This is a genomic window from Crocosphaera sp., assembly GCF_030064895.1.
Classification (GTDB): domain Bacteria; phylum Cyanobacteriota; class Cyanobacteriia; order Cyanobacteriales; family Microcystaceae; genus Crocosphaera.
This window is the reverse complement of the sequence record NZ_JASJEB010000069.1, coordinates 1-24010: the sequence shown is the minus strand read 5'-3', so window position 1 is coordinate 24010 and position 24010 is coordinate 1. Positions and strand designations below refer to the sequence as shown.

Below are 24010 nucleotides of genomic sequence, written 5' to 3'. Positions count from 1 at the left end.
GTTACAATCTCAAAAAACAGTGATGGCAAATACTATGCTTCAGTTACAGTTGATGATGGTCTAGAGAAACCAGAAACCTCAACAGAAGGTAAGGCCATTGGAATAGATTTAGGATTAACTGATTTTGCTGTGACCAGTGATGGTTCTAAATTTGATAATCCTAGACATTTAGCTAAACATCAACAGAACTTAAAGCATAAGCAACAAAAATTATCTCGGAAACAAAAAGGGAGTAATACTAGGCAAAAAGCTAGACGTTTAGTAGCTAAAGTACATTCCAAAATCTCCAGATGTCGAGAAGATTTTTTACACAAACTATCCCGTAAGATAGTCAACGAAAACCAAGTTATTGCTGTAGAAAATCTCAATGTCAAAGGAATGGTTAAAAACCACAAATTAGCTAAAGCTATTAGTGATTGTGGTTGGGGAATGTTTTGTACAATGCTAAAGTATAAAGCAGAAAACGAAGGGAAAACTTATATTGAAGTTGATAGATTTTTCCCTAGTTCTAAGACTTGTCATGTTTGTCTAAATCAAGTGGACAGTTTGCCTCTTGATATTAGAAACTGGACTTGTGAACATTGCCACACTAATCATGACCGTGACATAAATGCCTCAATAAATATTAGAAATGAAGCCTTACGGATATTGTCGTTAGGAACTAGCGATACTGCCAATGGAGGGAGTGTAAGACGGCTAGGAGGCAAGATTTCTTGCCTCTTAGACGCAATTCCCAATGAGATTGGAAACCCCAACTATATTGCTTGCAATTAGTTGGGGTAGTTCACCCTTAATTCTCCTCACATTTTTCACACTTCTTGCTGCTTCATGAAACCTAGACAAACCTAGACAGGCTTGATGTTCAATTCCTTCTTCAACCAAGGCAGACGGCTCCTTCTTGTCCACAGGTGTTCACCCTTCTACTTCGCTCTGGGTTTACCGATAAGCCATCGGCATTGCTTGTCCAATTTTCGAGATTAATTGACGCATTTAAGTCCCTGTCCATCACTTGACCACAATTTTGACAATGATATACCCTTTCACATAAGGGCATATCTTGTATATTTCCACACAGGGAACAAGTTTTTGAACTGGGGAACCACCTATCTACTATGGTTAACAAAAAACCGAAACATTCTTGTTTATAACTCAACAATTCTCGAAAACGATATAATCCTAAATTAGATAAGGCAGAGCATAACTTATGATTAGCCATCATGCCTTTTATGTTTAAATCCTCTACGAGAATATGTTGATAAGTTTTAGCTAATAATGTAGTGGTTTTTTGCAGAAAATCTTCTCTAATGTTGGTTATTCTTTTATGCTTCTTTCTTAGTTTCTGGTAATATTTAACTGCATTTTTAGATGCAGATATTCCAGAACGACGGTTGCCTAGCACCTTATTCCTGTTTCTCCATTGTATCTTTCCTAGCTTGGTTTTCGCTTTTTTTATGGAAGATGGAGATTCAAAGGTTTTTCCGTCACTAAGAGTAGCAAAAGTTTTTATTCCTAGATTGTACACAAAACGAGAGAAACCAGCACAACCAGCAAAAAAGCTCTTCTCTTGATTATTTAGCTTTAATTCCCTTTTTATTGCGTACATAGATGACCATTGTTTCTCCTATGTTCTATTATATCTGAATCTATGGTCTAATGAACTGGCAAATTTCCTGGTGCAGAGGAAATATCCTGGACATTATGTACAGGTATGTCTAGGATTGTACAGGTTTTTGTCTTCTAGAAGAAACTCTCCCTAATTAATTTCCGTAACGTCTTCTACGCCAACGACACAGAAACCGCACACTAATCATATAGGTTAGAATAGCTGCGATTGAACCTACAACTAAACAACCAGAAAATAAAGTTACCAAAAAGACTAAACCTGATTCTTTTAACTCTGTCCAAGACTCCCAATTATCAGGAAGAGTGACTTTGGTTTTGCCAATACTAAATCCTAATATAAATTCCCCCACTTTATAATTAAAGGCAAAAACTGGTACATAAGTTAAGGGATTACTCAACCAAGTTCCTGCTGCTGCTGTTAATTTATGTCCCCGGAAGATAATGGCCAATAAAACACCAATGATGGTTTGCAGTCCAAACAAAGGAAAGCAACCAGCAAACACGCCAAATGCTAATCCCCGTGAAATGTAACGAGGGGTTCCCCGTAATCGCAAAAACCGTAAATAAAAGTAACGCCAAGATCGCTTGATTCGAGAACGACGACGTTTATACGGAGGGCGATGAGGCGGTTTTTTGTCTTGAAAAATCACGGGGAGAAAGGACGGATCAACAGACATTTTATCAAAAGTAAGTGTTTTACTGTTTTTCTATGCTATCAATCTTTTCACTAAGACATAATAGATTTTTCATTGAGAAACAATAGGGGGAATACCAGCCTGATCTAAAATCTCTGGTATTAAATCTTCCCGTTTAACGGCCATCATGTGTACCCCTTGACAGAGTTGTTGAGCTTGTTTTACTTGTTCGGCAGCAATTTTAACCCCTTCTTTTAAGGGGTCTTCTGCCTCGGCTAACCGTTTAATTATGGTTTCGGGAATTTCTACCCCTGGCACATTATTGTTAATAAATTGGGCATTTTTAGCTGATTTCAACAGAAAAATTCCAGCTAAAATCGGTTTATCAGTATTAGCAGCAAGTTGGTGCATAAATTTATCTAACTTCTCAAAATCAGTGATTAGTTGACTTTGGAAAAATTGCGCACCGGCTTCTACTTTGCGCTCAAATCTTCGCTGTAACCCCGACCAACTGCGACATTGAGGGTCAACAGCAGCCCCAGGAAAGAGGTCTAAGGGTTCATCTATCAGGGGTTTATCGTTAAAATCAATGCCTTCATTGAGTTTATCAATCATCTTCAGTAATCTAACAGATTCTAGCTCGAATACGGCTTTTGATTTTTTGTGATCCCCTGCTTTAATTGGATCTCCTGTTAAGGCTAAAATGTTACGTAATCCTAAAGCATAAGCCCCCATCAAGTCCCCTTGTAAGGCGATGGCATTGCGATCGCGGCAGGTCATTTGACAGATGGGTTCAATGCCATACTGCAATAATAAAGCAGAGGCAGCCATAGAAGACATTCGCAACACAGCACGACTGCCATCGGTAATATTAACTCCATGAACCCTACCTTTGAGTCCTTTGGCCATCTCTAACATTCTCGTTGGGTTTCCTCCTTTGGGGGGAGTTATTTCTGCGGTGATCAAAAATTCTTGGTTTTGGACGGCTTGACGAAAATGGTTAATCATAAATTTAGGCGGGTTGTAATGGTTAAATAGGAGTCAGTTATCAGTGAGTATTTACCACTTATTTAGTTATTAGGTAAAGGTAAGTATCCTAAAGCGTCTTTGACTCTAGTTAGGGTTTGATGAGCAACGGTTTGGGCTTTTTCTTTACCTTCTCGTAATACTGAGTCTAAGTAATCTTTATCATCCATAATAGACTGATATTTCTCTTGAATTGGTTTCAATGCTTCTATGGTTGTTTCGGTTAATAGGGGTTTAAATTGTCCCCATCCCATGTCTTGACATTCTGCTGCAACTTCTTCTTTACTTTTTCCTGATAATAATGTATAAAGCCCCAATAAATTGTTACATTCAGGCCGTTCTTGATTGTCAAATTCTAAACCTCTGACGGGATCTGTTTTACACTTTTTAATTTTCTTTTTAATGAGATCCGGAGTATCTAATAAGTTAATACGACTGAGATCAGAAGGGTCTGATTTTGACATTTTACGGGTTCCATCGGTTAAACTCATTACTCTCGCCCCTTGTTTACGGATTAAGGGTTCAGGAAGTTTTAAAACGGGGTTTTCTGGAGTTGCAAATTGATCATTAAATCTTATTGCAATGTCTCTGGTTAATTCTAAATGTTGTTTTTGATCCTCTCCTACAGGGACTTGATCGGCATCGTAGAGTAAAATATCAGCAGCCATTAATACGGGATAATCTAACAGCCCAACACCAACATTTTCTCCTTGTTTAAGGGCTTTTTCTTTGAACTGGATCATCCTTTCTAACCAGTTGAGAGGGGTTATACAATTTAGCAACCAAGCTAGTTCGCTGTGTTCTGTAACATGGGATTGGACAAAGATTGTGGCATGGTCTAAATCGATGCCACAGGCTAGATAAAGGGCTGCTATGGTATATGTATCCTGGGCTAAGGTTTTCGGGTTGTGAGGGACAGTAATGGCGTGGAGATCCACCACGCAGAAAAAGTTGTCATAATTGTCTTGCATATCTACCCAGGTACGAATTGCCCCTAAATAGTTGCCTAAGTGGAGATTTCCTGTGGGTTGTACCCCTGATAATACCCTTTGTTTGCCCATTCTACTTTTGTGGTAATTTTTGTTTAATATTATTATTTCTTTACAGAATAGCACGGGTGTGTGACCAAGCTCCCATGATATTCGTTGAGGATATCAATTTCAAAACTAAGAAATTACTAACTTTTACTGTTGCGCAACAGTAGAAGTAGTCAAGTTAAAATTGTCATCGCTTACTAAAAAAAATAACTATTTATAATTATCATCGGACTCCACATAACAGGTTATAAACTGTTAGAAAATCTACTGTTGCGCAATAGAACATATTTGTTCACTACCAAACCATAAAATACAGTTCCAAAAATAACTAAAAGCTAGATCCTTGCTAGAATTTGGCCAATAGCTTGTTTATATGGAGTTAAAGTATGTTTAATGTGATGAAAATAGACCGAAAGCAAGACCTACTTTGGTGGAGAAGTATTTTTAATGCTGTCATTATTCTCTGGACTTTCACCTTGTCTCCTAGTAATGCTATGCCTAAACCAGTATGTTCTCATGGGGGTGAAGTCCAGTCCAAGGTCGAACTATTTTTTGGTCTTGCTATACCCGGTGGTGGTAAGGTTGATTCTGCTGCATGGCAAGAGTTTCTTGAGCAAGAAGTAACCTCTCGCTTTCCTGATGGACTGACGGTTGATCAGGTAGAGGGACAATGGCAAGATGCTAAAACCGGAAAGATAATACAGGAATCATCCCGCGTAGTGATGATAGTATATACCGCTTCCCCAGAAGCAGATAAGAACATTGAAGAGATACGAGAAGCTTATCAATCAAAATTTGACCAACAATCTGTAATGCGTCTTGATGAGATTAACTGTGTTAGATTCTAATAATTGAACTGCCCCAAGTTATAAACTTGGGGATTCTTTACGGAAGAAAGTGTTGGTTTATATGATCAGTAAGCTAGAAAAAAATTATTATCTTATCTCTATTTTTGGGAAGATATTTAGACTCTTCTCTATATAGAAAAGATCAATAAATTAAGTAGCACTTGCTTCTATTTCTTCTGATTTAGAAAGTTTTAATTGTATCCAAGAAGTAACAATATGACTCAGTAAACCAATGGGACCGGCCAATAAACATAAGATCAGAGAATGAATAGTAAAAATACCTTTTTCTCGTCCATCTAAATAAATATAGCGACCAGTAAATAAATCCAAAACAATGAAATGTATCCATCCCGTTAACATTACAGGTTCTTGACTAAAAAGTTGCGCTAAAACAGGTAAAGTTGGGTTAGAAAAAGCTGCGGCAGAATCAGGATCAAGACTACCAGCAAAAAGATAAATATATAACCCTGCTAAGGGAACAAAAGGAAGATAAGAAGACATGACTTTTTGTGTCACTCCCCATTTTGGTAAAACCACCATTAATAACCAAAAAGGTAAAGCATAAATGTTAGCAATGTTAAACAAGAGACTTAAATCAACCATTTTAAATTTTCCTTAAGAAAGTGAAATTTTGACCTCTTCAGTGTAACCCATCTTGGTTAATAGAGTTATCATGAGGGTAAATATCAAAATTTTGTGCTGTTATCAATTGTCTTGGTATAAACATAAAATTTAACCGTTCAATTGTCTTATGTCTTCTAGCTATGTTCCGATGGTAAGTCCAGCTTTACTTTGGTTAATTGCCGGTGCTATTCTCTGTTTTTCTGAAGCTATTTTTCCCGTTGCTTTTGTCGCATTTATGATGGGAATTAGTGCTATTGTTGTAGCTGCGATCGCCTTAGTAATTCCTTATTTTCCTTTACAAGTAATCTTGTGGTTAAGTTTATCAACAGTTTCAATTGTCGGTTCACGGCGTTTTGTTCCTAAACAAAAATCATTAAACTCTAGGGTTGGTGATGCACAAGAAGGAGAAACATTAACAGAAATTTTTCCAGGTAAAACGGGGAGAGTTCTCTATGAAGGTAATTCCTGGCAAGCTATTTGTGCCGATCATACAATATTAATTGCTCCCCATCAAAAAGTATATATTGTTAATAGAAAAGGCAATACATTAGTGGTATTACCAGAATTTCTCCCATGTTCCTTAGACGAATAGAAATGGATTTGCTACACTAAAAATAATGATTATTAAGGAGGTTTTAAAATGGGTCAGTTTTTCTTTTTGGTTATTTTAGTTTTAGGTGGTTCAACAGTTTTTGGCTCTGTAAAAATTGTCAACGAAAAAAACGAGTATTTAGTTGAAAGATTAGGGAGTTACAATAAAAAGCTAAGTCCAGGATTAAACTTTATTGTTCCCTTTATTGATCGGGTGGTTTATCAAGAGACAATTAGAGAAAAAGTTATCGATATTCCCCCCCAATCTTGTATTACAAAAGATAATGTTTCCATTACCGTTGATGCAGTGGTTTATTGGAGAATTATGGACATGGAGAAAGCCTATTATAAAGTAGAAAGCCTACAATCTGCTATGGTTAATCTAGTGTTAACGCAAATTCGTTCGGAAATAGGTAAACTAGAATTAGACCAAACTTTTACCGCTAGAACAGAAATTAACGAGATATTATTACGGGAATTAGACATATCTACAGATCCTTGGGGTGTGAAAGTAACTCGGGTAGAATTGAGGGATATTATGCCCTCAAAAGCAGTGCAAGATTCTATGGAGTTACAGATGGCTGCGGAACGAAAAAAACGGGCTGCGATTTTAACCTCTGAAGGGGAAAGAGATTCAGCTATTAACTCCGCCCAAGGTAAAGCAGAATCTAGGATTTTAGAAGCAGAAGCTCAGAAAAAAGCCGAAATTTTACAAGCAGAAGCGGAACGTCAACAACAAATCTTAAAAGCAGAGGCGATCGCCAGGGCAATAGATATCTTAACTGAAAAACTAAAAACCGATCCCAACGCCCAAGAAGCCTTACAATTTCTATTAGCACAAAACTACCTGGATATGGGGGTTAAAATTGGCAGTAGTGACAGTAGTAAAGTCATGTTTATGGACCCCAGAAATATTATGTCCACCTTAGAAGGGGTGCGATCAGTAGTTGGTTTTCAGTCCGATGAATATCAACAATTAACCCAAGACTTAGAGAACATTGATCGTCATTTATCCGAGTAATTCAGTCTTAAATAATTCTAAGACTTTCGGCCAAGCATCTTGGGCAGCTTCTGGATTATAACTACCTCTTTGATCACAGAAAAATCCATGTTCTGCCCCTTGATAGCGAAAGACTTGAGAAGGAATATTATTATCTTGTAAAGCCTTTTCGATGATGTCAACTTGTTCTTGAGGAATACTCGCATCTTCCATCCCAAAGAAAGCATATAATTTCCCTTTGATATTTGGAGTAGATTCTACCGTTGCTTTCCCGTCTTCCCCTGGTTTCCAGTTAGTAATTCCTGCACCATAAAACGAAGCAGTTGCCTTGATTTGAGGTAGGGTAGAAACCAAATAAACCACATGACCCCCAAAACAAAAACCGATGGTTCCTACCCCTGTTTTTTTCACTTGAGGTAAGGTGTAAAGATAATCAATAGTTGTTTGAATATCTGACAATAATTCATCGGCTTTGGTTTGATTTTTATAGCTTCTACCAATCTCGATCGCTTCGGCAGTATAACCGGTTTCAAATCCAGGGGCAAGCCTTTGATAAATAGCCGGGGCAATGGCAACATATCCTTGTTGCGCAAAACGTCTGGTAACATCCCGAATATGATCGTTAACTCCAAAAATTTCTTGGATAACAATCACCGCAGGAAAAACACCCTCTTCTTTTGGCATTGCTAAATAACTATCAATTTTTAACCCATCATTTTCGATAACAAGGGTTTCAGTTGTGATGTTTAACTGTGTCATTTTGAATTTTAAAATTTTCTGAATTTATTGACCATTAAAGGGATGATATTTCACCCCTTTTTTTAATTGTTGATTATACATTAAAAGTAGTTAAATCTAAAGCATCGAAATCACTCAAAAATACTAAAACCTTACTGGCAATATTGTTTACTCCTCCTGAAACATTAGATTCTATATTAAGAGGAATAACAGGATCATGAAGAGATAAACGCAGTAATAACCAGCCATTTTCATCGGCAGATTGACAGGAAATTCTGACCCCTTCGTAATTATTAGGAACCAGTTGCCAATCATCTTGAGTTGTTGCAAATTCTTGCAATTTTTCTATCACCTGATTACCATAATCTTTGAAATTTTCTGTGTTAATTTTTACTCGAAACTCTTGACTTTCTTGGGGTTCTTGTAAATTAGCAATTAAATCTGTTAAATTTTTGCCTTGTTGTTTACATTTTGCTAATTCAATTAATAGTTTGGTTACTAGATAAGCCCCATCATCCAGAAAATAGTTTTCTTTCATAGCACCGTGGCCAGAAGTTTCAATAGCTAACCATGATTCTTGTCCTTCGTTATTCAATTTAATGGCTTCATTAATAACATTTTTATAGCCTCTTTTAAAGCGATGATGAACCCCATTTAATTCGTCTGTAATAAAGCTAGTTAAGCCATCAGATGTAATGGAATCTGTCACAATAGCTGAACCTGGATGTTCCTTTAAAACGATAGCAGAAATGAGAGCAATTAAACGGTTTCGGTTCAATTCTTTACCCAAATTATCAACCGCAGCACCTCGGTCTACATCTGTATCAAAAATAATGCCAAAGTCTGCTTGATTATCAACAACTGCTTGACAAATAGACTGCATTGCTTCTTCATTTTCTGGGTTAGGGATATGATTAGGAAAAGTTCCATCAGGGTCTAAAAATTGACTGCCTTTGGTATCAGCACCTAACGGTTTTAGAACTTTTTCTGCATAAAATCCGCCTGCCCCATTTCCAGCATCAACAATAATTTTTAACCCTTTTAATGGCTGCTCAAAATTGTCTAGATGATTTACTGATTCTCTAACCTTCTTAACTAAGCCTTGAGCATAAACGCTGATAAAATCATAATTATCTATATTTCCTTTTTCCGTTACTGTTGTAAAATTATTCTCTTCAGCTAAATTTAAAATATCGCTAATATCACCCTTATTTAATCCTCCATTTTTCGTAAAAAACTTCAAGCCATTGCGATTAAAAGGGAGATGACTAGCCGTTAACATAATCGCTCCATCGCAACTTAAATCTGGGTTGATGGTACTCATAAACATAGCAGGAGTGGAAGCAATTTCAAAATTATAAACCGTGCTTCCTAATAAACTAATCCCTTCGCTAACTGCTGCTAATAAACTAGGGCCAGATAAGCGACTATCACGACCCAAAGAAATAGTTAATTCCGATGCAATTTTCCCTAATTTATTACCTAACCAAACCACAAAAGCTTGACCCAAAATTTGAGCAACTTCCGGAGTTAAATTAACAGATTCATTAGCGATTCCTTCTAAGGCAACGCCCCGTATATCTGAGCCATTTTGTAGCTTTTTCCAGTCAAACTTTTGCATCATGATTCTTGTAAGAAAAATTATAATCTTATTTTAAACGTTTAACTCACATCTTGCACCTTCGCTGAAACTAGCTAGTTTAGAGAAGGAACAGGCAAAAGGGTTAATTTTGATTGTAACTGACTGATAATTGATTTCCCTTGCGTTCTTGTTGGGTTTTTATGTCCTGGTAGAAGATATCAGTTATGTCCAAGACCATCCTTAGTACCTTTGATGGTTCCTATAACAATCTAGACAACGTGGTTCGATATCTCCTAATTCAAAACAGAAGTTTTGAATATCCCGTGTTTTGTTATAATCCGTTTATGCTTCTTATGCTTCTATGCCACCAGATTACTGTTTAATAAGTTGAAACATAACGTCTGCTTTTAGTACAAAACCGTTAACCCCCCATTTAATAAAGGGAGGTGTAATGTCACAGAGATTGAAATCTATGAATCGTGAGTTAACCACATCTTTTTCCAAGGATAATGCCAATATATCTAAACCTTATTCCCAAGTTCATCTAAAAAGAGCAGGAAAAAAACTATTATTAATCTTGCCAGACACCCAACCCAAAGAGGGAAACAAAGACTGGATAGAGTTATTACAAGACCTAAAATACTGCTTGAACCATCATAAGGGAACCTGGACACCAGCAACCCCCGTTCATTTATTAGTAGAAAACCGCTTACTCGATAGTCGTCAGTTTCACAATATTGGCGAAGCTTTAGAAGCAGCCGACTTAGAGTTAACCCGTGTATTCACCAGTCGTCGTCAAACCGCCATTACAGCGGCCACCGCCGGTTATTCCGTTGAACAAGAAACCCCAAAACAGGAACTCTTCGCCACAGACATTGCCACTCCTAGCAATCTTAGCGAACCCTTATATCTCAAAACCACAGTCCGATCTGGGGTTGCCATTCGTCACCCAGGAAGCATTATCATTCAAGGAGATGTTAATCCAGGAGGAGAAGTGATTGCCGATGGCGATATTATTATTTGGGGACATTTACGAGGCATTGCTCACGCCGGGGCAAAAGGTAACCCAGAATGTTGTATCATGGCGTTACGAATGCGGCCAACCCAGTTACGCATTGGTGAAGCCGTAGCCCGACCCCCAGGAGACACTCAAGAGGTATTTGAAGCAGAGGTGGCTTATTTAACGAATGAAGGGATACGCCTTAAGTCTGCCCTCAATTTTAATAAAACCCACACATTTACCACTAAGGATAAGGTTTGGACGCAAAAAAATACCTCCAATCTTGCATAATAATAAGTTTAAGTCTATTGGATAATTGAGTTTTACATTATGAGTCGTGTTATTGTAATTACCTCTGGAAAAGGAGGCGTTGGCAAAACCACTATTACCGCTAATTTAGGATCTGCGATCGCCAGTTTAGGCTATAAAATTGCTTTAGTGGATGCAGATTTTGGTTTAAGAAATTTGGATTTACTCTTGGGACTAGAACAACGGGTGGTTTACACTGCTATTGATGTTTTATCCGGGGAATGTTCCATCGAAAAAGCCTTAGTCAAAGATAAACGTCAACCTAATTTAATGTTATTAGCGGCTGCCCAAAATCGCACCAAAGAAGCTATCAGTCCCGATGATATGAAAAAGTTGGTGGAACTATTGGACCCTGAGTTTGATTTTATCTTTATTGATAGTCCTGCCGGCATCGAAATGGGTTTTCGCAACGCTATTTCTCCAGCACAAGAAGCCATTATTGTCACCACCCCTGAAATGGCTGCGGTGCGTGATGCAGATAGGGTTGTCGGCCTCTTAGAAAGTGAAGATATTAAAAAAATTCACCTCATTGTTAATCGAATTAAACCGAAAATGATTCAACTCAATCAAATGATTGGGGTGGAGGATATTTTAGATTTATTGGTGGTTCCTTTGTTGGGTATTGTTCCCGACGATGAACGCATTATTATTTCTACAAATAAAGGGGAACCTTTAGTCTTAGAAGAAACGACTTCTCTTCCTAGTTTAGCTTTTACGAATATCGCCCAAAGATTAAACGGAAAAGATATTCCGTTTGTTGATTTTATGGCCGCTGATGATAACCTAATCACCCGTTTTCTCAGCATTTTCAAAAAGTAAACTTTTTTGTTAATCCTATAAACCTATGATTCTTGAGATCCTTGAAAAAATGTTCCCCTGGAGAAATCAGACCCAAAGCGGCGACAACGCTAAACACCGTCTTAAATTCATTTTAGCCCACGATCGCGCTGGACTAAACCCCGAAATGCTCGAAGCTATGCGTAAAGAAATCTTAGCGGTGGTTAATCGTTATGTGGATATAGACCCCGAAGAAATGGAATTTTCCCTCGAAAGTGACCAAAGAATGACAGCTTTAATCGCTAATTTACCTATTCGTCGCATTAAACGGGAAAATGAGACCGTAACTGACTCTTGAGTTAGTTATCCATTTTTAACTCAAAAATCCCACGCAGTTCTACTCGTGGGAAGCTTAGTCTTGGAAATACGCCATTAACCTCTACCACAAGAAGAGATTTATTATCAGAATATTAACTTTTCCTTTGTAATCTTAAATTATAGTTGTTACAATAATTAACATTACAGGAACAAAATTTATTATTAAACAAATGACTGGATTAAAATCTTTTTCTGCTTTAGTAGGGGGACTCTTAGCCCTTGGTTTCTCCGTTGCTCCAGCAGTTGCTGATAAAATAGAACAAAAAGCTTCTCAGCCAGAAACCCAAATAGTAGCAGGTCATCATGAGACGAAGACGAAGAACATTGTCGAAACTGCGGTTGCTGCTGATGACTTTGAAAGCTTAGTCGCTGCTGTTGAGGCTGCTGGTTTAGTAGATGTCTTATCATCTGGTGAAAAGAAGTATACTGTATTCGCTCCCACTGACGAAGCTTTTGCGGCATTAGGAGAAGAGAATGTTAAAGAGTTACTTAAGCCTGAAAATAAGGAAAAACTCGCTGCAATTTTAAAGTATCATGTTGTCCCTGGTGTGGTTAAATCTACCGATCTCCAAGAAGGTAAGGTTAAGGTTGAAACTGTGGAAGGCAGCAAGGTTAAAATTAAGTTAGACGGTTCAGAAGTCACGGTTAATGATGCAAACGTCGTTCAGGCTGATATCATGACCAGTAACGGTGTTATTCACGTCATCGATAAGGTTATTTTACCTTCTGATAAGTAAGAAAATTTTCACATAATTAGGGGTGAGGTGGATTTTTCCATCTCGCCTTTTTTATGGGAAATAGTTGATAATATTTTCACTCAAATTAGTTACTAAAGCAATCTACTATTAATAATAGGCAATATAGGTACATTTTTATAAAATCAATTTTTTAAAATATTTTAATTAGATGATGAGAGTAATTTCATGAGATAATAAGTGAATGAATTATCTAGCCACTTATTTCCGTAATCTCTATGAAATTTATAGCACCGGTGCAGGGGTTGCAGAAACCTCTTATTATGGTGCCTTAGAAACCCTTTTGAATGATGTAGGTAACATCTTAAAGCCGAAAGTTCGCTGTATTATTAATCTAAAAAATCAAGGTGCAGGTTTACCAGATGGGGGACTATTTACTGCTAATCAATTTCGCAAAAATAAAAACGGACAACCTTTTAATTCTATTTATCCTGAACGGGGAGTGATTGAAGTTAAGGGAACAAAAGAAGATGTTAATAAAATTGCCAACAGTGAACAAGTTATTAGATATTGGGAAAAATATCGTCAAGTTTTAGTTACAAATTATCGAGAATTTTTATTGATAGGAGAAGATAAAAATGGCAAGAGAGTTAAATTAGAAAGCTATTCTTTTGCTGATAATGAAACAGATTTTTGGAGTAAACTTTCTCAACCTGAACAACTCGTTCAACAAGAAAGCGATCGCTTTTTAGAATATCTACGACGTGTAATGTTATCCGTCACCTCCATAACCTCCCCAGAAGAGGTGGCATGGTTTTTGGCCTCCTATGCAAAAGACGCAAAATCACGCCTTGAACAACAACATAATTTACCTGCTTTACAGTCCATTAGAACAGCATTAGAAGAAGCTTTAGGAATTACCTTTGAAGGGGAAAAAGGCGATCGCTTTTTTCGTTCTACTTTAATACAAACCCTATTTTACGGCATTTTTTCGGCTTGGGTTCTTTGGCATAAAGAAAACCCTAAACGTGAGGATGATTTTAATTGGCAAACCGCCGCATATTATCTTCATGTTCCCATGATACAAGCTATTTTTGAACGTATCGCAGCCCCTTCTAAGTTAAAAGCATTAGACTTAGTAGAAGTTTTAAACTGGACAGGTTCAGCCTTAAATAGAGTCAGACGAGAAGACTTTTTTACCCAGTTTAATGAAGGGGAAGCAGTACAGTATTTTTATGAACCTTTTTTGCAAGCATTTGACCCTCAGTTACGCAAAGAATTAGGGGTTTGGTACACGCCAAAAGAAATTGTTAAATATATGGTTTCCCGTGTGGATACAGTGTTGAAAGAAGAGTTAAATATTGAAGATGGTTTGGCTGATGATAATGTTTATATCTTAGATCCTTGTTGTGGAACAGGAGCATATTTAGTAGAAGTTTTACACTGTATTGCTACTACCTTAGAAGAAAAAGGAGAAGGTGCATTATCTATTGCTTCGGTGAAAAAAGCAGCAATAGAAAGAGTATTTGGGTTTGAAATATTAACGGCACCGTTTGTGGTGTCCCATCTTCAGTTAGGGTTAGTTTTGCAAAATTTAGGAGTTCCTTTATCGGAGGAAAATGAACGAGTAGGAGTTTATTTAACTAATGCTTTAACTGGTTGGGAACCCCCAGATGAAACATCGAAAAAACAAATTAAACAGTTAGAATTATACTTTCCTGAGTTAAGCAAGGAAAGAGAAGCAGCAGACGAAGTAAAGCAGGGTAAACCTATTTTAGTCATATTAGGAAACCCTCCTTATAATGCTTTTGCTGGAACCAGTCCCCAAGAAGAAGGTGGGTTAGTTGAACCTTATAAAGAAGGGTTAATTAGTGAGTGGGGAATTAAAAAGTTTAATCTCGATGAGTTATATGTTAGATTCTTTCGTTTAGCAGAAAGATGTATCTCTGAAAGTACAGGAAAAGGAGTGGTTTGTTATATTTCTAATTTCTCTTATTTAAGTGATCCATCCTATGTAGTAATGCGACAAAGATTTATTAATGATTTTGATAAGTTATGGTTTGATTGTTTGAATGGGGATAGTCGAGAAACGGGTAAAAAAACGCCTGATGGTAAACCTGATCCTAGTGTGTTTTCCACACAGTATAATAAAGCTGGTATTAAATTAGGAACTACTGTCGGTTTAATGGTTCGTAAAGATATAAGGCAAGATACAAGTAACATCTATTTTCGTCATTTTTGGGGTGTTGATAAGCGTCAGAAATTACTGAATAGTTTAAATAATAATCAATTTGATTCTTCTTATGACATAGCTAAACCTCAACATCATAATCGTTATTCTTTTCGCCCTGTAAACATCAATTCTTATTATCTAGAATGGTTGAAAATAACTGATTTATGTGAAGAATCACCAATTAGTGGGCTACAAGAAATGCGCAAGGGAAGTTTAATGTCTATTGACAAAGATATTTTAATTAAGCGAATGGAAATTTATTATGATTCTAGTATTGATTGGAATACTTTTAAGACAAGAAATATAGGATTAGCAATTAATGGAGGTAGATTTGATGCCCAAAAATGCCGTAGTAAAATGCAAAAAGAAGAAAAATTTGAGAAACAAAAAATACAAAAATATTCACTTTATCCCTTTGATTTTAGGTGGTGTTATTATAGCTCAAATCGTCCTTTATGGAATGAACCTAGACCTGCATTAGTTAAAAACAATTTTAAATATAATAAGTTTATTGTTGTAAGAATGATAGCAGAAAGACCTAATGAACAAATTCCCATAATTGTTACTTCTGCTTTACCTGATTATCATTTACTACGTCCAAATGCTGTTGCTATTCCTATTCAAATACGTCTGAATGTTGATCACAATAAAGCTAAAAATAAACAAAAAGAACTTTTCAATACAGACGAATATATAAACACCAAACCCCAAGCAAACTTATCCGAAAAATCACGTCAATATTTAAGAGAACTTGGTCTTACTAACCCAGATGAAAATCAAGAAACTGCTAGTCTTATTTGGATGCACGTTTTAGCTATTGGATATTCTCCTCAATATCTCCAAGAAAACGAAGATGGAATACGTCAAGACTTCCCTCGCATTCCTTTACCCAATACTCGAGAATTATTATACAACTCAGCTACATTAGGACAACAAATAGCTGCACTTCTTGACACAGAAAATAATGTTTCAGGTGTCACCAATAAACTCAGAGAAGAACTAAAAAATATTGCTCTTATTTCTCACACCCAAAACCAACAACTAAACCCCGATGATGGAGACTTAAACGTTACCGCAGGATGGGGACACGAAAATAAAAAAGGTGTTACCATGCCAGGAAAAGGTAAAGCTATAGAACGTCCCTATACTACTACTGAACTTGCTATCTTAGAAAACAGTGTTTCTCATCTCAATATGTCCCTAGAAACCATACTTGAACAACTGGGAAACACCACCTATGATATTTATCTCAATGACATCGCCTACTGGAAAAATATCCCCAGTAATGTTTATAATTACACCATAGGAGGCTATCAAGTCATCAAAAAATGGTTGAGTTATCGAGAAGAAAAATTATTAGGTCGTTCCTTAAGCAGAGATGAAGTTCGAGAAGTCCGCAATATGGCTAGACGACTCACCGCTATCACCCTACTACAACCCCAACTTAACGAAAATTATCAACAGGTTAAACAACATACTTACAACTGGCCTAACTCTTAATATATCTACGTTTTAAGTAGAGTTAAACGACTCTTGACCCCTACTTAAACAGTTTCAGATTCAAAAATTTTTCTTTTAAACTTTGAAAAAATCCCAAAATTTTACCTGCAATGATCCAATGGGGTAGCTTTCATGATACAATGTTTCATAATGGGAAATACTGCCTTTTTTGTTTTTATATGGTTATATTTCCATTATTAACCTTCATACTTCATTTTTACACAAACTTTTCTAAAAAGCAAGTCTTTTATTCACAAAGTCTTCTAGACTGTATAAAGCTTGTTGCCTGGGAATGACAATTAAAGAGACAGAAAATAATTGAATTGATAGATAATTATCTTAATATTTTAATCATATTATCAGGATCATTTGATGAGATAATAGTTAAGTCTGAATTGATTTTGATAGTTTAACTCGCTTTTTTGTTAATTATATGAGTAAGTTTTCACCTGAAAGTGCAGCCGTTCAACAACTATATAATACCTATCCTTTTCCTCCCGAACCCTTATTAGATGAACCACCACCAGGGTATAATTGGCGATGGAATTGGATTGCTGCTTATAACTTTTGTACAGGTAGAAAACCAGCAAGAGAAAACATCCGAATTTTAGACGCAGGATGCGGTACAGGAGTGGGAACAGAATATTTAATTTTGTTAAATCCCCAAGCTGAAATTGTGGGGGTTGATATTAGTGAAAAAGCCCTAGAAATTGCTCAAAAACGTTGTCAACAGTCGGGAGTTGCAACTAATCATAATCATCCCATTTCTTTCCATCATTTACCCTTAGAAAACGCCGATAAAATTGAGGGTGAATTTGACTTAATTAACTGTGTGGGAGTGTTGCACCATTTACCAGATCCCATCGCAGGAATTAAAGCATTGTCCAAAAAATTAGCCCCTGGTGGACTATTTCATATTTTTGTCTATGCAGAGTTAGGAAGATGGGAAATTCAACTGATGCAAAAAGCAATTTCTCTGCTACAAAGCGAAACAAAAGGAGATTATAAAGACGGCGTTTTTGTAGGTAGAAAAATATTTGAATTGCTACCAAAAAATAACCGACTTGTCAAGCGAGAAAAGGAAAAATGGTGTTTAGAAAATCATCGGGATGAATCCTTTGCGGATATGTATGTACATCCCCAAGAAACGGATTATAATATTGACACCTTGTTTGAATTTATTGAAGCATCAGGACTAGAATTTATTGGCTTTTCTAACCCTCATTATTGGGACTTAAAAAGATTAATTGGAGAGTCAGACGAACTGATGAAACGAGCAGAAAAATTAAGCGATCGCGAACGATATCGATTGACTGAATTACTCGATCCAGAAAACATTACTCATTACGAATTTTTCTTAGGAAAACCTCCTTTAGTTAAGATAGATTGGTCAGAGGATGAAACATTATTATCTGCTGTTGTTGAAATTCATCCTTGTTTATATGGTTGGCCGAGTCAAAGTTTTTTGAATCATGATTATCAACCAGTTAGTTTAGGGGATGCTGAATATAATTTTATGCAAAGTTGTGATGGAAAATTAACCGTTAAAGATATTTTAGCTGAGGTTTCTGTTGACTTAGAAATAGTGCGATCTCTACAACAAAAACAGTTAATTATTTTGACTCCCGAAACAAATAATTAATTAGTTATATCTCAAAACTATTTCTCTAATAAATATCATGAATACTGAATATCACGTTAAACTAATTCAAGAAGGAAATAGACAAACTCTCCCTATTCCTAAAGAATTAAAACTATCAACTACAGAGGTAACTATCCGAGAAGAAAATGGTAAACTAATTATAGAACCTTATACAAAAAAGTCTCTCCTTGAAGTTCTTTCTACTATTGAACCTTTAGACGAAGAATTTCCAGATGTGGATCAAGACTTATTACCCTTAGATGATATTAATTTTTAAAATGACTCATTTTTATTTGTTAGATACTAATATCATTTCAGAATTAATCAAACATCCTAGAGGCTCAATTTTTTCTAAAATTAAAAGTATTGGAGAAGAAAAAATTTGTACAAGTATTATTGTTGCTTGTGAATTAAGATTTGGTGCAAGAAAAAAGAAATCACCTAAACTTTTGGCCAATATAGAAGTAATTTTAACCAGTCTTGAAGTTTTACCATTAACGTATCCTGTTGATGAATATTATGGAAAAATACGAACTTATTTAGAAGTTCAAGGGACTCCTATTGGTGCTAATGATTTATTAATTGCTGCTCATGCTTTATGTTTGAATTTAACTGTAATTACCAATAATATCAGTGAATTTAGTCGCGTACCTAATTTAAAAGTAGAAAATTGGCTTAACCCTGAGTAAAAAATAATCTAACTTAATGTAGCATAAGCCTCTTATTTGTTACTTTCATACTTATAGCAGTCGGTAATGATATTTGAGAAAGAAGAATATATCACGATATAATAATATTATGTACCTACAAATATTTCCTTGTAGGGGTTTAACACTGTTAAACCGAGAAAACTAATTTTTCCACAACTGAAACCTTATTGCTACATTTACTTAAAAAAATCAGTTATTATTAAATCATCTAACTATATTTTTTGAGAAGCATTTTATAATATAGTCAATATTCCTCAAACTCCCTGGAAATAGAGATGATATCTTGGCGCAGTTTCTTAACTTCTGGTTTGATGCTTCTGATTTTAACAGGGTGTCAAACTATATCTTTTAATAAATCTTTTAATGATATTGTTGAAGAAACTAAAAGGAGTGTTGTTTTAATCTCCTCTGGGGATAAAAATAAAAAAGGACACGGAACAGGATTTTTTGTCAAAGGTGACGGACGATGCGCAGTATTAACAGCCGATCATGTGGTAAGGTCGAGCAAACAGATTAACATAACCCCTTATCTTGATAAGAGGTTGTTTAGTACAACCAGTTTTAAGAAAATACAAAATAAAGATTTAGCATTGATTACGTTTTTAGTTGATGGAGAAGAAAACTGTCCCTATACTGCTCTAAAATTAAACAATTTTTCTCAGATAGAGATATTTGATACTGTGGCAATGGTAGGTTATCCGACAAGAGAAGGGCAAGCAACACTGGTTTTGCAGTCTTCAAAAGGAGAAATTACTAGCATTGAAGATCCACCCTTACCAGAAGGTTACGCTATTTCCTATGATATGACTACAGTAGGGGGAATGAGTGGCGCACCAGTAATTAATCAATGGGGTGAGGTCATCGCTGTTCATGGTAAAACGGATGTAGAAATTGTCAGTTTAGGAAGAAATCAGCAAAGTAGTTTGTCTAGTGAACAAAAGACAAAAATTGACGAAATTTCTCGACGTTTACAACGCATTAATCATTTTAAATGGGGTATTCCTATTGAAAGTTATCTTGCTCATCAGTCTTCTATTATTACTTCTATTTTAGAAGACGAAGCTCAAGCCTTACGTTTAAAAGAAGATGCTGAAATCTTACGTTTAGAAGGCGATCGCTTACGAAAAAATAAACAATATACCGAAGCCATAAATTCCTATGATCAAGCTCTTGAAATTGATCCTAATGATAAGGACGCTTGGCATGGTCGAGGTGTTGCGTTAAACGAACTAAAACGGTATGAAGAGGCAATAAAACCTTATGATAAAGCCATTGAAATTGACCCTAATTATGTTAAAGCTTGGTATAATCGAGGTAATGCGTTAGACGAACTAAAACGCTATGAAGAAGCGATAAAATCTTATGATAAAGCCATTGAAATTGACCCTAATTATGTTAAAGCTTGGTATAATCGAGGTAATTCGTTAAGAAAACTAGAACGCTATGAAGAAGCGATAAAATCTTATGATAAAGCCATTGAAATTGACCCTAATCATGTTAACGCTTGGAATAATTGAGGTTATGCGTTAGAAAAACTAGGACGGTATGAAGAAGGGATAAAAGCTTATGATAAAGCCATTGAAATTGACCCTAATTATGTTAAAGCTTGGAACAATCGAGGTTATGCGTTAGAAAAACTAGAACGCTATGAAGAAGCCAGAAAATCTTATGATAAAGCTATTGAAATTGATCCTGATTATGACTTAGCTATTAACAATAAAAGAATATTACTGAAAAAACTCAACCAATAAAATAATTAAACTAAAAACTTCTGACTTAATTCAAAGCTGGTCTTCCAGAGTAATAGTAAAAGGTTGAAGAGGTGGACAGTTTTCGAGATCATTACATTGATAACTAGGTAAACTCCCCGGTAATAAAGCCCCTGCCACTTCTCTGAGTGCTTCATAAGGGTTATCATCAGGCATCAAAGTCAATATAACAGGACAATTATCCCCACTAACTTTTGTTTTAGCACAAATGACATACTGTTTAGGTGTATTGGGATCAGTGCGATAACTAAATTCTAGTAACCCATCCTCACGATATATATCTAACCGTCTAGCAATGTCATCACATCGCCTCTGAGTGTCCCAACCATCCCCCATTGAGCGAACCATTCTCAACCAGGGTTTTCTCCCATTCTTATGGCGATAAATAACAGACCAAGCCTCTCCTCCCTTAATAGGATCGGGTTGTAATTCGCAGTAAAAACGGCTTTTTTCATCCACAATGGGTGGTTTTGGAGGATCGCTATAAATGGTATAACCCAAGCCAGCTATTCCAATAATTGTACCAACTATAGCAAGACCCACGTTTAATCTATCAAAAGCCATAACAGCCTATGTTTTAAATCAGTTTTACTAGAAATTTTAACAAAAAGTATTCTATTGCGCTTTAGTTTTCATTTACATAGGTTAAAGTACAAATTCTTCCCACACTCCCCACACCCCCCACACTTCCCACACTCCCCACACACTCCAAACACTTCCCATTTGTCCCCTACAGTCCTAAACTTTAGTGGAGAGGTGTAACAGGCAATCGCGAGGTTATCTTGTGAAGAAAGTTCTAGCAATCATACTCGGTGGTGGCGCAGGTACGCGCTTGTATCCCTTAACTAAGTTACGGGCCAAACCTGCTGTCCCCTTAGCCGGGAAATACCGTTTAATTGATATTCCGATTAGTAATTGTATTAACGCAGAAATACTCAAAATCTACGTTTTAACTCAATTTAACTCTGCTTCTTTGAATCGACATCTGACACGAACCTATAACTTCAGCAGCTTTAGTGATGGGTTTGTGGAAGTTTTAGCCGCGCAACAGACAACGGAAAACCCCAGTTGGTTCCAAGGAACGGCCGATGCTGTGCGTCAGTATCTTTGGTTATTTGATGAGTGGGATGTTGACCAATACTTGATCTTGTCTGGTGATCATCTCTATCGTATGGACTATAGTGATTTTGTCAGACGACATCAGGAAACTGGTGCAGATATCACCTTATCTGTGGTTCCCATTGATGAAAGACGAGCATCCAGTTTTGGGTTAATGAAAATGGATGACAATGGCCGCATTGTCGACTTTTCTGAGAAACCCAAAGGGGACGCATTAAAGAAAATGCAGGTTGACACTTCAATTTTAGGATTGAATGCAGAACAGGCAAAAGAAAGCCCTTATATTGCATCCATGGGCATTTACGTCTTTAATAAAGAAGCGTTGCGTGATCTGCTCACAAATAACCCGGAACAAACAGACTTCGGTAAGGAGATTATTCCTGCTTCTGCTAAAGATTATAATCTGCAAGCTTATTTATTTAAAGGGTACTGGGAAGATATTGGAACCATTGAAGCTTTCTATGAGGCTAATTTGGCTCTTAACCGCCAGCCAAGACCTCGTTTTAGCTTTTATGACGAAAAGTACCCTATTTACACCCGTGCGCGCAATTTACCCCCTACTAAGGTTCTCAATTGCAATGTTACCGAATCTATGATCAGTGAAGGGTGCATTATCAAAGATTGTCGCATCAATAACTCGGTTTTAGGTATTCGTAGTCGTATCGAAAGCGATTGTACGATCGAAGATTCTTTGTTGATGGGTGCAGATTTTTATGAGTCTCCTGAAACTCGACAATCTCTGATAGATGAGGGTAAAACCCCTGTGGGTATTGGTAAAGGTAGCATCGTTAGACGAGCTATTATTGATAAGAATGCGCGCATTGGCCGTAATGTTATCATTGCCAATAAAGAAGGGATAGAAGAATCGAATCGTGAAGATGACGGGTTCTATATTCGCAATGGCATTGTTGTGGTTATCAAAAATGCTGTTATCCCGGATGGAACGGTCATTTAAAAGATAATTAAGGAGGCGAAGGGTCGCCTCTTTTTTTTGTTTAACTAATTATTTTTTGTTGATTAAATTATGGATATTCGTCTTTTAGTTTTGGATATTGATGATACGATCGCCGGTCGCTCTAATACAGTGAGTGATGAAGTTAAACAAGCGATTAAGTTAGTACAAATTCAGGGGATTAGAGTAGCTTTAGCAACGGGAAGGATGTATTATTCTGCTAAGCGTTTTCATGAGTTGATTGCTTCTGATTTACCTATTGTTGCTTATAATGGTGCTTGGATTCAATGTCCTTTAACTGGAGTGCGTCATCATCATTTTCCTGTTTATTCTCAGGTTGCTTATCAATTATTAGATTATTTTCAACAACCTGAGTGGTCTGATAAACTGGAAGTTCATTGTTATATTGATGATCGTTTATATGTACAAGAAATAACGAAAAAAACTGAAATATATCGTCAAAGATCAGGCATAGAACCTGTTTTAGTTGAAGATTTACGAGCTATTTTAGAACAAGAAACTACCAAAATTTTAGCTATTGGTGAACCTAAATCTATTGCTAATTTATTATCGAATTTACAACAAATTTATCCCCGTGAACAACTTTATTTAACCCAATCAACTCCTATCTATTTTGAAGCAACTCACCCCCAAGCAAGTAAAGGTTTCGGGGTACGTTTTCTGGCCGAAGAATTATTAGGAATAAAAGCAGAGCAAGTAATGGCGATCGGCGATAATTTTAACGATTTAGAAATGTTAGAATATGCAGGACTCGGTATTGCTATGGGAAGCGCACCCGAAGCAGTAAAGAAAGCTAGTAAATGGGTTGCCCCCGACGTAGAAGAGCATGGAGTAGCCACAGCAATTAATAAGTTTTTGTTAAATTAGTGAAAAAGGGAATTGACACTCCCACAGCTAGAAGCGCGTGGGATTCTTGGTTCATTGACTCAACTTACCCTGGCAGGTATTACTACCAACCAAAATAGAGGTCGAATCTCCCCAAGCGTTCAGGTCTTCTGACCAGCTTCCCCAATGCCCTTGGGTAGCCTTTTTGAGTATATTTAATGCTGCCATTGTGTCTCTATCTTCGGGAGCATCCCAAAGTTGCAAATTGTCCTTGATTGATAATAGTTGATCTGATTAATTTCCCCCCGTCTCCCCATCTCCCCCTCTCCCCGTCAAACTCCAAGAATAAGTTTTTGGCAAAAATGGGATGCTCCCC

The 24010-nt window shown here is 36.6% G+C and carries 23 protein-coding genes and 2 pseudogenes; 16 read left to right on the top strand and 9 right to left on the bottom strand.

Translation table 11 applies throughout. The features are described from left to right. Window positions 1-774: RNA-guided endonuclease TnpB family protein (locus QNJ66_RS15805; protein ID WP_300508554.1), on the top strand; the 774-nt coding region annotated here is incomplete at its 5' end. A 100-nt stretch (window positions 775-874) separates the two neighbouring features. Here QNJ66_RS15805 and QNJ66_RS15800 read toward each other — a convergent pair. From QNJ66_RS15800 to trpS, 4 genes are all read right to left on the bottom strand, one after another. Further along, on the bottom strand, window positions 875-1603 hold the full coding sequence (locus QNJ66_RS15800) for an RNA-guided endonuclease TnpB family protein (protein WP_300508552.1): 729 nt from the start codon (window positions 1601-1603) through the stop codon (window positions 875-877). Between the two features lie 154 nt (window positions 1604-1757). After that, entirely contained in the window at window positions 1758-2300 is a 543-nt protein-coding gene (locus QNJ66_RS15795) for a DUF2062 domain-containing protein (RefSeq protein ID WP_300508551.1), read from the bottom strand. Window positions 2301-2369: 69 nt separating this feature from the next. Continuing rightward, window positions 2370-3266 (bottom strand): methylenetetrahydrofolate reductase, encoded by an 897-nt coding sequence (locus tag QNJ66_RS15790; protein ID WP_300508549.1) that lies wholly within the window; start codon window positions 3264-3266, stop codon window positions 2370-2372. 62 nt (window positions 3267-3328) lie between these two features. Beyond that, window positions 3329-4345: a tryptophan--tRNA ligase gene (gene trpS / locus QNJ66_RS15785; protein ID WP_300508547.1), complete on the bottom strand. Its 1017-nt coding sequence runs from the start codon at window positions 4343-4345 to the stop codon at window positions 3329-3331. Window positions 4346-4719: 374 nt separating this feature from the next. On the opposite strand from trpS, the gene QNJ66_RS15780 reads away from it, so the two are divergent. Continuing rightward, a complete protein-coding gene (locus QNJ66_RS15780; RefSeq protein WP_300508545.1) occupies window positions 4720-5169 on the top strand; it encodes a DUF3574 domain-containing protein in 450 nt (149 codons plus the stop codon). A 150-nt stretch (window positions 5170-5319) separates the two neighbouring features. Here QNJ66_RS15780 and QNJ66_RS15775 read toward each other — a convergent pair whose 3' ends face one another. Further along, a complete protein-coding gene (locus tag QNJ66_RS15775; protein WP_300508544.1) occupies window positions 5320-5772 on the bottom strand; it encodes an ABA4-like family protein in 453 nt (150 codons plus the stop codon). A gap of 148 nt (window positions 5773-5920) precedes the next feature. Between QNJ66_RS15775 and QNJ66_RS15770 the strand changes: the two genes are divergently transcribed. Together QNJ66_RS15770 and QNJ66_RS15765 are read left to right on the top strand one after the other, a co-directional pair. Beyond that, complete coding sequence (locus QNJ66_RS15770; RefSeq protein ID WP_300508543.1) at window positions 5921-6385, top strand: NfeD family protein; 465 nt, start codon at window positions 5921-5923, stop codon at window positions 6383-6385. Between the two features lie 48 nt (window positions 6386-6433). Next, window positions 6434-7405, top strand: a complete 972-nt coding sequence (locus tag QNJ66_RS15765; protein WP_300508542.1) for an SPFH domain-containing protein — start codon at window positions 6434-6436, stop codon at window positions 7403-7405. On the opposite strand, the gene QNJ66_RS15760 is transcribed toward QNJ66_RS15765, so the two are convergent. Continuing rightward, window positions 7394-8143 carry a dienelactone hydrolase family protein gene (locus QNJ66_RS15760; protein WP_300508540.1) on the bottom strand — a complete coding sequence of 250 codons (750 nt, stop codon included), beginning with the start codon at window positions 8141-8143 and terminating at the stop codon, window positions 7394-7396. The two genes, QNJ66_RS15765 and QNJ66_RS15760, sit on opposite strands and share 12 nt — an antisense overlap. 73 nt (window positions 8144-8216) lie before the next feature. Next, window positions 8217-9743: a phosphomannomutase/phosphoglucomutase gene (locus tag QNJ66_RS15755; RefSeq protein WP_300508558.1), complete on the bottom strand. Its 1527-nt coding sequence runs from the start codon at window positions 9741-9743 to the stop codon at window positions 8217-8219. A 433-nt stretch (window positions 9744-10176) separates the two neighbouring features. On the opposite strand from QNJ66_RS15755, the gene minC reads away from it, so the two are divergent. From minC to QNJ66_RS26235, 10 genes and pseudogenes are all read left to right on the top strand, one after another. After that, a complete protein-coding gene (minC, locus tag QNJ66_RS15750) occupies window positions 10177-10995 on the top strand; it encodes a septum site-determining protein MinC (RefSeq protein WP_300508538.1) in 819 nt (272 codons plus the stop codon). A 39-nt stretch (window positions 10996-11034) separates the two neighbouring features. Continuing rightward, a complete protein-coding gene (gene minD / locus QNJ66_RS15745; protein WP_300508536.1) occupies window positions 11035-11832 on the top strand; it encodes a septum site-determining protein MinD in 798 nt (265 codons plus the stop codon). Between the two features lie 28 nt (window positions 11833-11860). Beyond that, window positions 11861-12148 carry a cell division topological specificity factor MinE gene (minE, locus tag QNJ66_RS15740; protein WP_300508556.1) on the top strand — a complete coding sequence of 96 codons (288 nt, stop codon included), beginning with the start codon at window positions 11861-11863 and terminating at the stop codon, window positions 12146-12148. A gap of 190 nt (window positions 12149-12338) precedes the next feature. Then, the gene (locus QNJ66_RS15735; protein WP_300508534.1) at window positions 12339-12905 is read left to right on the top strand and encodes a fasciclin domain-containing protein; all 567 of its coding nucleotides are present in this window, start codon (window positions 12339-12341) and stop codon (window positions 12903-12905) included. Window positions 12906-13107: 202 nt separating this feature from the next. Further along, complete coding sequence (locus QNJ66_RS15730) at window positions 13108-16596, top strand: type ISP restriction/modification enzyme (RefSeq protein WP_300508532.1); 3489 nt, start codon at window positions 13108-13110, stop codon at window positions 16594-16596. 433 nt (window positions 16597-17029) lie between these two features. Next, a complete protein-coding gene (locus tag QNJ66_RS15725) occupies window positions 17030-18238 on the top strand; it encodes a class I SAM-dependent methyltransferase (protein ID WP_300508530.1) in 1209 nt (402 codons plus the stop codon). 37 nt (window positions 18239-18275) lie between these two features. Further along, window positions 18276-18515 (top strand): AbrB/MazE/SpoVT family DNA-binding domain-containing protein, encoded by a 240-nt coding sequence (locus tag QNJ66_RS15720; protein WP_300508528.1) that lies wholly within the window; start codon window positions 18276-18278, stop codon window positions 18513-18515. A gap of 1 nt (window position 18516) precedes the next feature. Then, window positions 18517-18927 (top strand): type II toxin-antitoxin system VapC family toxin, encoded by a 411-nt coding sequence (locus QNJ66_RS15715; protein ID WP_300508526.1) that lies wholly within the window; start codon window positions 18517-18519, stop codon window positions 18925-18927. Between the two features lie 296 nt (window positions 18928-19223). Further along, the gene (locus QNJ66_RS15710; protein WP_300508524.1) at window positions 19224-20465 is read left to right on the top strand and encodes a tetratricopeptide repeat-containing serine protease family protein; all 1242 of its coding nucleotides are present in this window, start codon (window positions 19224-19226) and stop codon (window positions 20463-20465) included. A gap of 12 nt (window positions 20466-20477) precedes the next feature. Next, window positions 20478-20699: pseudogene (locus QNJ66_RS26235) on the top strand (tetratricopeptide repeat protein); the annotation flags it as partial. Between the two features lie 30 nt (window positions 20700-20729). On the opposite strand, the gene QNJ66_RS15705 reads toward QNJ66_RS26235, so the two are convergent. Further along, window positions 20730-21281, bottom strand: coding sequence for a COP23 domain-containing protein (locus tag QNJ66_RS15705; RefSeq protein ID WP_300508522.1), 552 nt, complete (start codon window positions 21279-21281; stop codon window positions 20730-20732). A gap of 220 nt (window positions 21282-21501) precedes the next feature. Here QNJ66_RS15705 and QNJ66_RS15700 point away from each other — a divergent pair, with 220 nt between their 5' ends. Next, on the top strand, window positions 21502-22791 hold the full coding sequence (locus tag QNJ66_RS15700; RefSeq protein WP_300508521.1) for a glucose-1-phosphate adenylyltransferase: 1290 nt from the start codon (window positions 21502-21504) through the stop codon (window positions 22789-22791). A 69-nt stretch (window positions 22792-22860) separates the two neighbouring features. Next, window positions 22861-23676: a Cof-type HAD-IIB family hydrolase gene (locus tag QNJ66_RS15695; protein WP_300508519.1), complete on the top strand. Its 816-nt coding sequence runs from the start codon at window positions 22861-22863 to the stop codon at window positions 23674-23676. A gap of 51 nt (window positions 23677-23727) precedes the next feature. On the opposite strand, the pseudogene QNJ66_RS26230 reads toward QNJ66_RS15695, so the two are convergent. Then, window positions 23728-23877 (bottom strand): annotated as a pseudogene (locus QNJ66_RS26230) (RNA-guided endonuclease TnpB family protein); the annotation flags it as partial. Between the last annotated feature and the right edge of the window lie 133 nt (window positions 23878-24010).

Coding starts and splice junctions, on each gene's coding strand:
- QNJ66_RS15800 (WP_300508552.1), bottom strand. CDS start 1,603: ATGTACGCAATAAAAAGGGAATTAAAGCTAAATAATCAAGAGAAGAGC.
- QNJ66_RS15795 (WP_300508551.1), bottom strand. CDS start 2,300: ATGTCTGTTGATCCGTCCTTTCTCCCCGTGATTTTTCAAGACAAAAAA.
- QNJ66_RS15790 (WP_300508549.1), bottom strand. CDS start 3,266: ATGATTAACCATTTTCGTCAAGCCGTCCAAAACCAAGAATTTTTGATC.
- trpS (WP_300508547.1), bottom strand. CDS start 4,345: ATGGGCAAACAAAGGGTATTATCAGGGGTACAACCCACAGGAAATCTC.
- QNJ66_RS15780 (WP_300508545.1), top strand. CDS start 4,720: ATGAAAATAGACCGAAAGCAAGACCTACTTTGGTGGAGAAGTATTTTT.
- QNJ66_RS15775 (WP_300508544.1), bottom strand. CDS start 5,772: ATGGTTGATTTAAGTCTCTTGTTTAACATTGCTAACATTTATGCTTTA.
- QNJ66_RS15770 (WP_300508543.1), top strand. CDS start 5,921: ATGTCTTCTAGCTATGTTCCGATGGTAAGTCCAGCTTTACTTTGGTTA.
- QNJ66_RS15765 (WP_300508542.1), top strand. CDS start 6,434: ATGGGTCAGTTTTTCTTTTTGGTTATTTTAGTTTTAGGTGGTTCAACA.
- QNJ66_RS15760 (WP_300508540.1), bottom strand. CDS start 8,143: ATGACACAGTTAAACATCACAACTGAAACCCTTGTTATCGAAAATGAT.
- QNJ66_RS15755 (WP_300508558.1), bottom strand. CDS start 9,743: ATGCAAAAGTTTGACTGGAAAAAGCTACAAAATGGCTCAGATATACGG.
- minC (WP_300508538.1), top strand. CDS start 10,177: ATGAATCGTGAGTTAACCACATCTTTTTCCAAGGATAATGCCAATATA.
- minD (WP_300508536.1), top strand. CDS start 11,035: ATGAGTCGTGTTATTGTAATTACCTCTGGAAAAGGAGGCGTTGGCAAA.
- QNJ66_RS15735 (WP_300508534.1), top strand. CDS start 12,339: ATGACTGGATTAAAATCTTTTTCTGCTTTAGTAGGGGGACTCTTAGCC.
- QNJ66_RS15730 (WP_300508532.1), top strand. CDS start 13,108: ATGAATTATCTAGCCACTTATTTCCGTAATCTCTATGAAATTTATAGC.
- QNJ66_RS15725 (WP_300508530.1), top strand. CDS start 17,030: ATGAGTAAGTTTTCACCTGAAAGTGCAGCCGTTCAACAACTATATAAT.
- QNJ66_RS15720 (WP_300508528.1), top strand. CDS start 18,276: ATGAATACTGAATATCACGTTAAACTAATTCAAGAAGGAAATAGACAA.
- QNJ66_RS15715 (WP_300508526.1), top strand. CDS start 18,517: ATGACTCATTTTTATTTGTTAGATACTAATATCATTTCAGAATTAATC.
- QNJ66_RS15710 (WP_300508524.1), top strand. CDS start 19,224: ATGATATCTTGGCGCAGTTTCTTAACTTCTGGTTTGATGCTTCTGATT.
- QNJ66_RS15705 (WP_300508522.1), bottom strand. CDS start 21,281: ATGGCTTTTGATAGATTAAACGTGGGTCTTGCTATAGTTGGTACAATT.
- QNJ66_RS15695 (WP_300508519.1), top strand. CDS start 22,861: ATGGATATTCGTCTTTTAGTTTTGGATATTGATGATACGATCGCCGGT.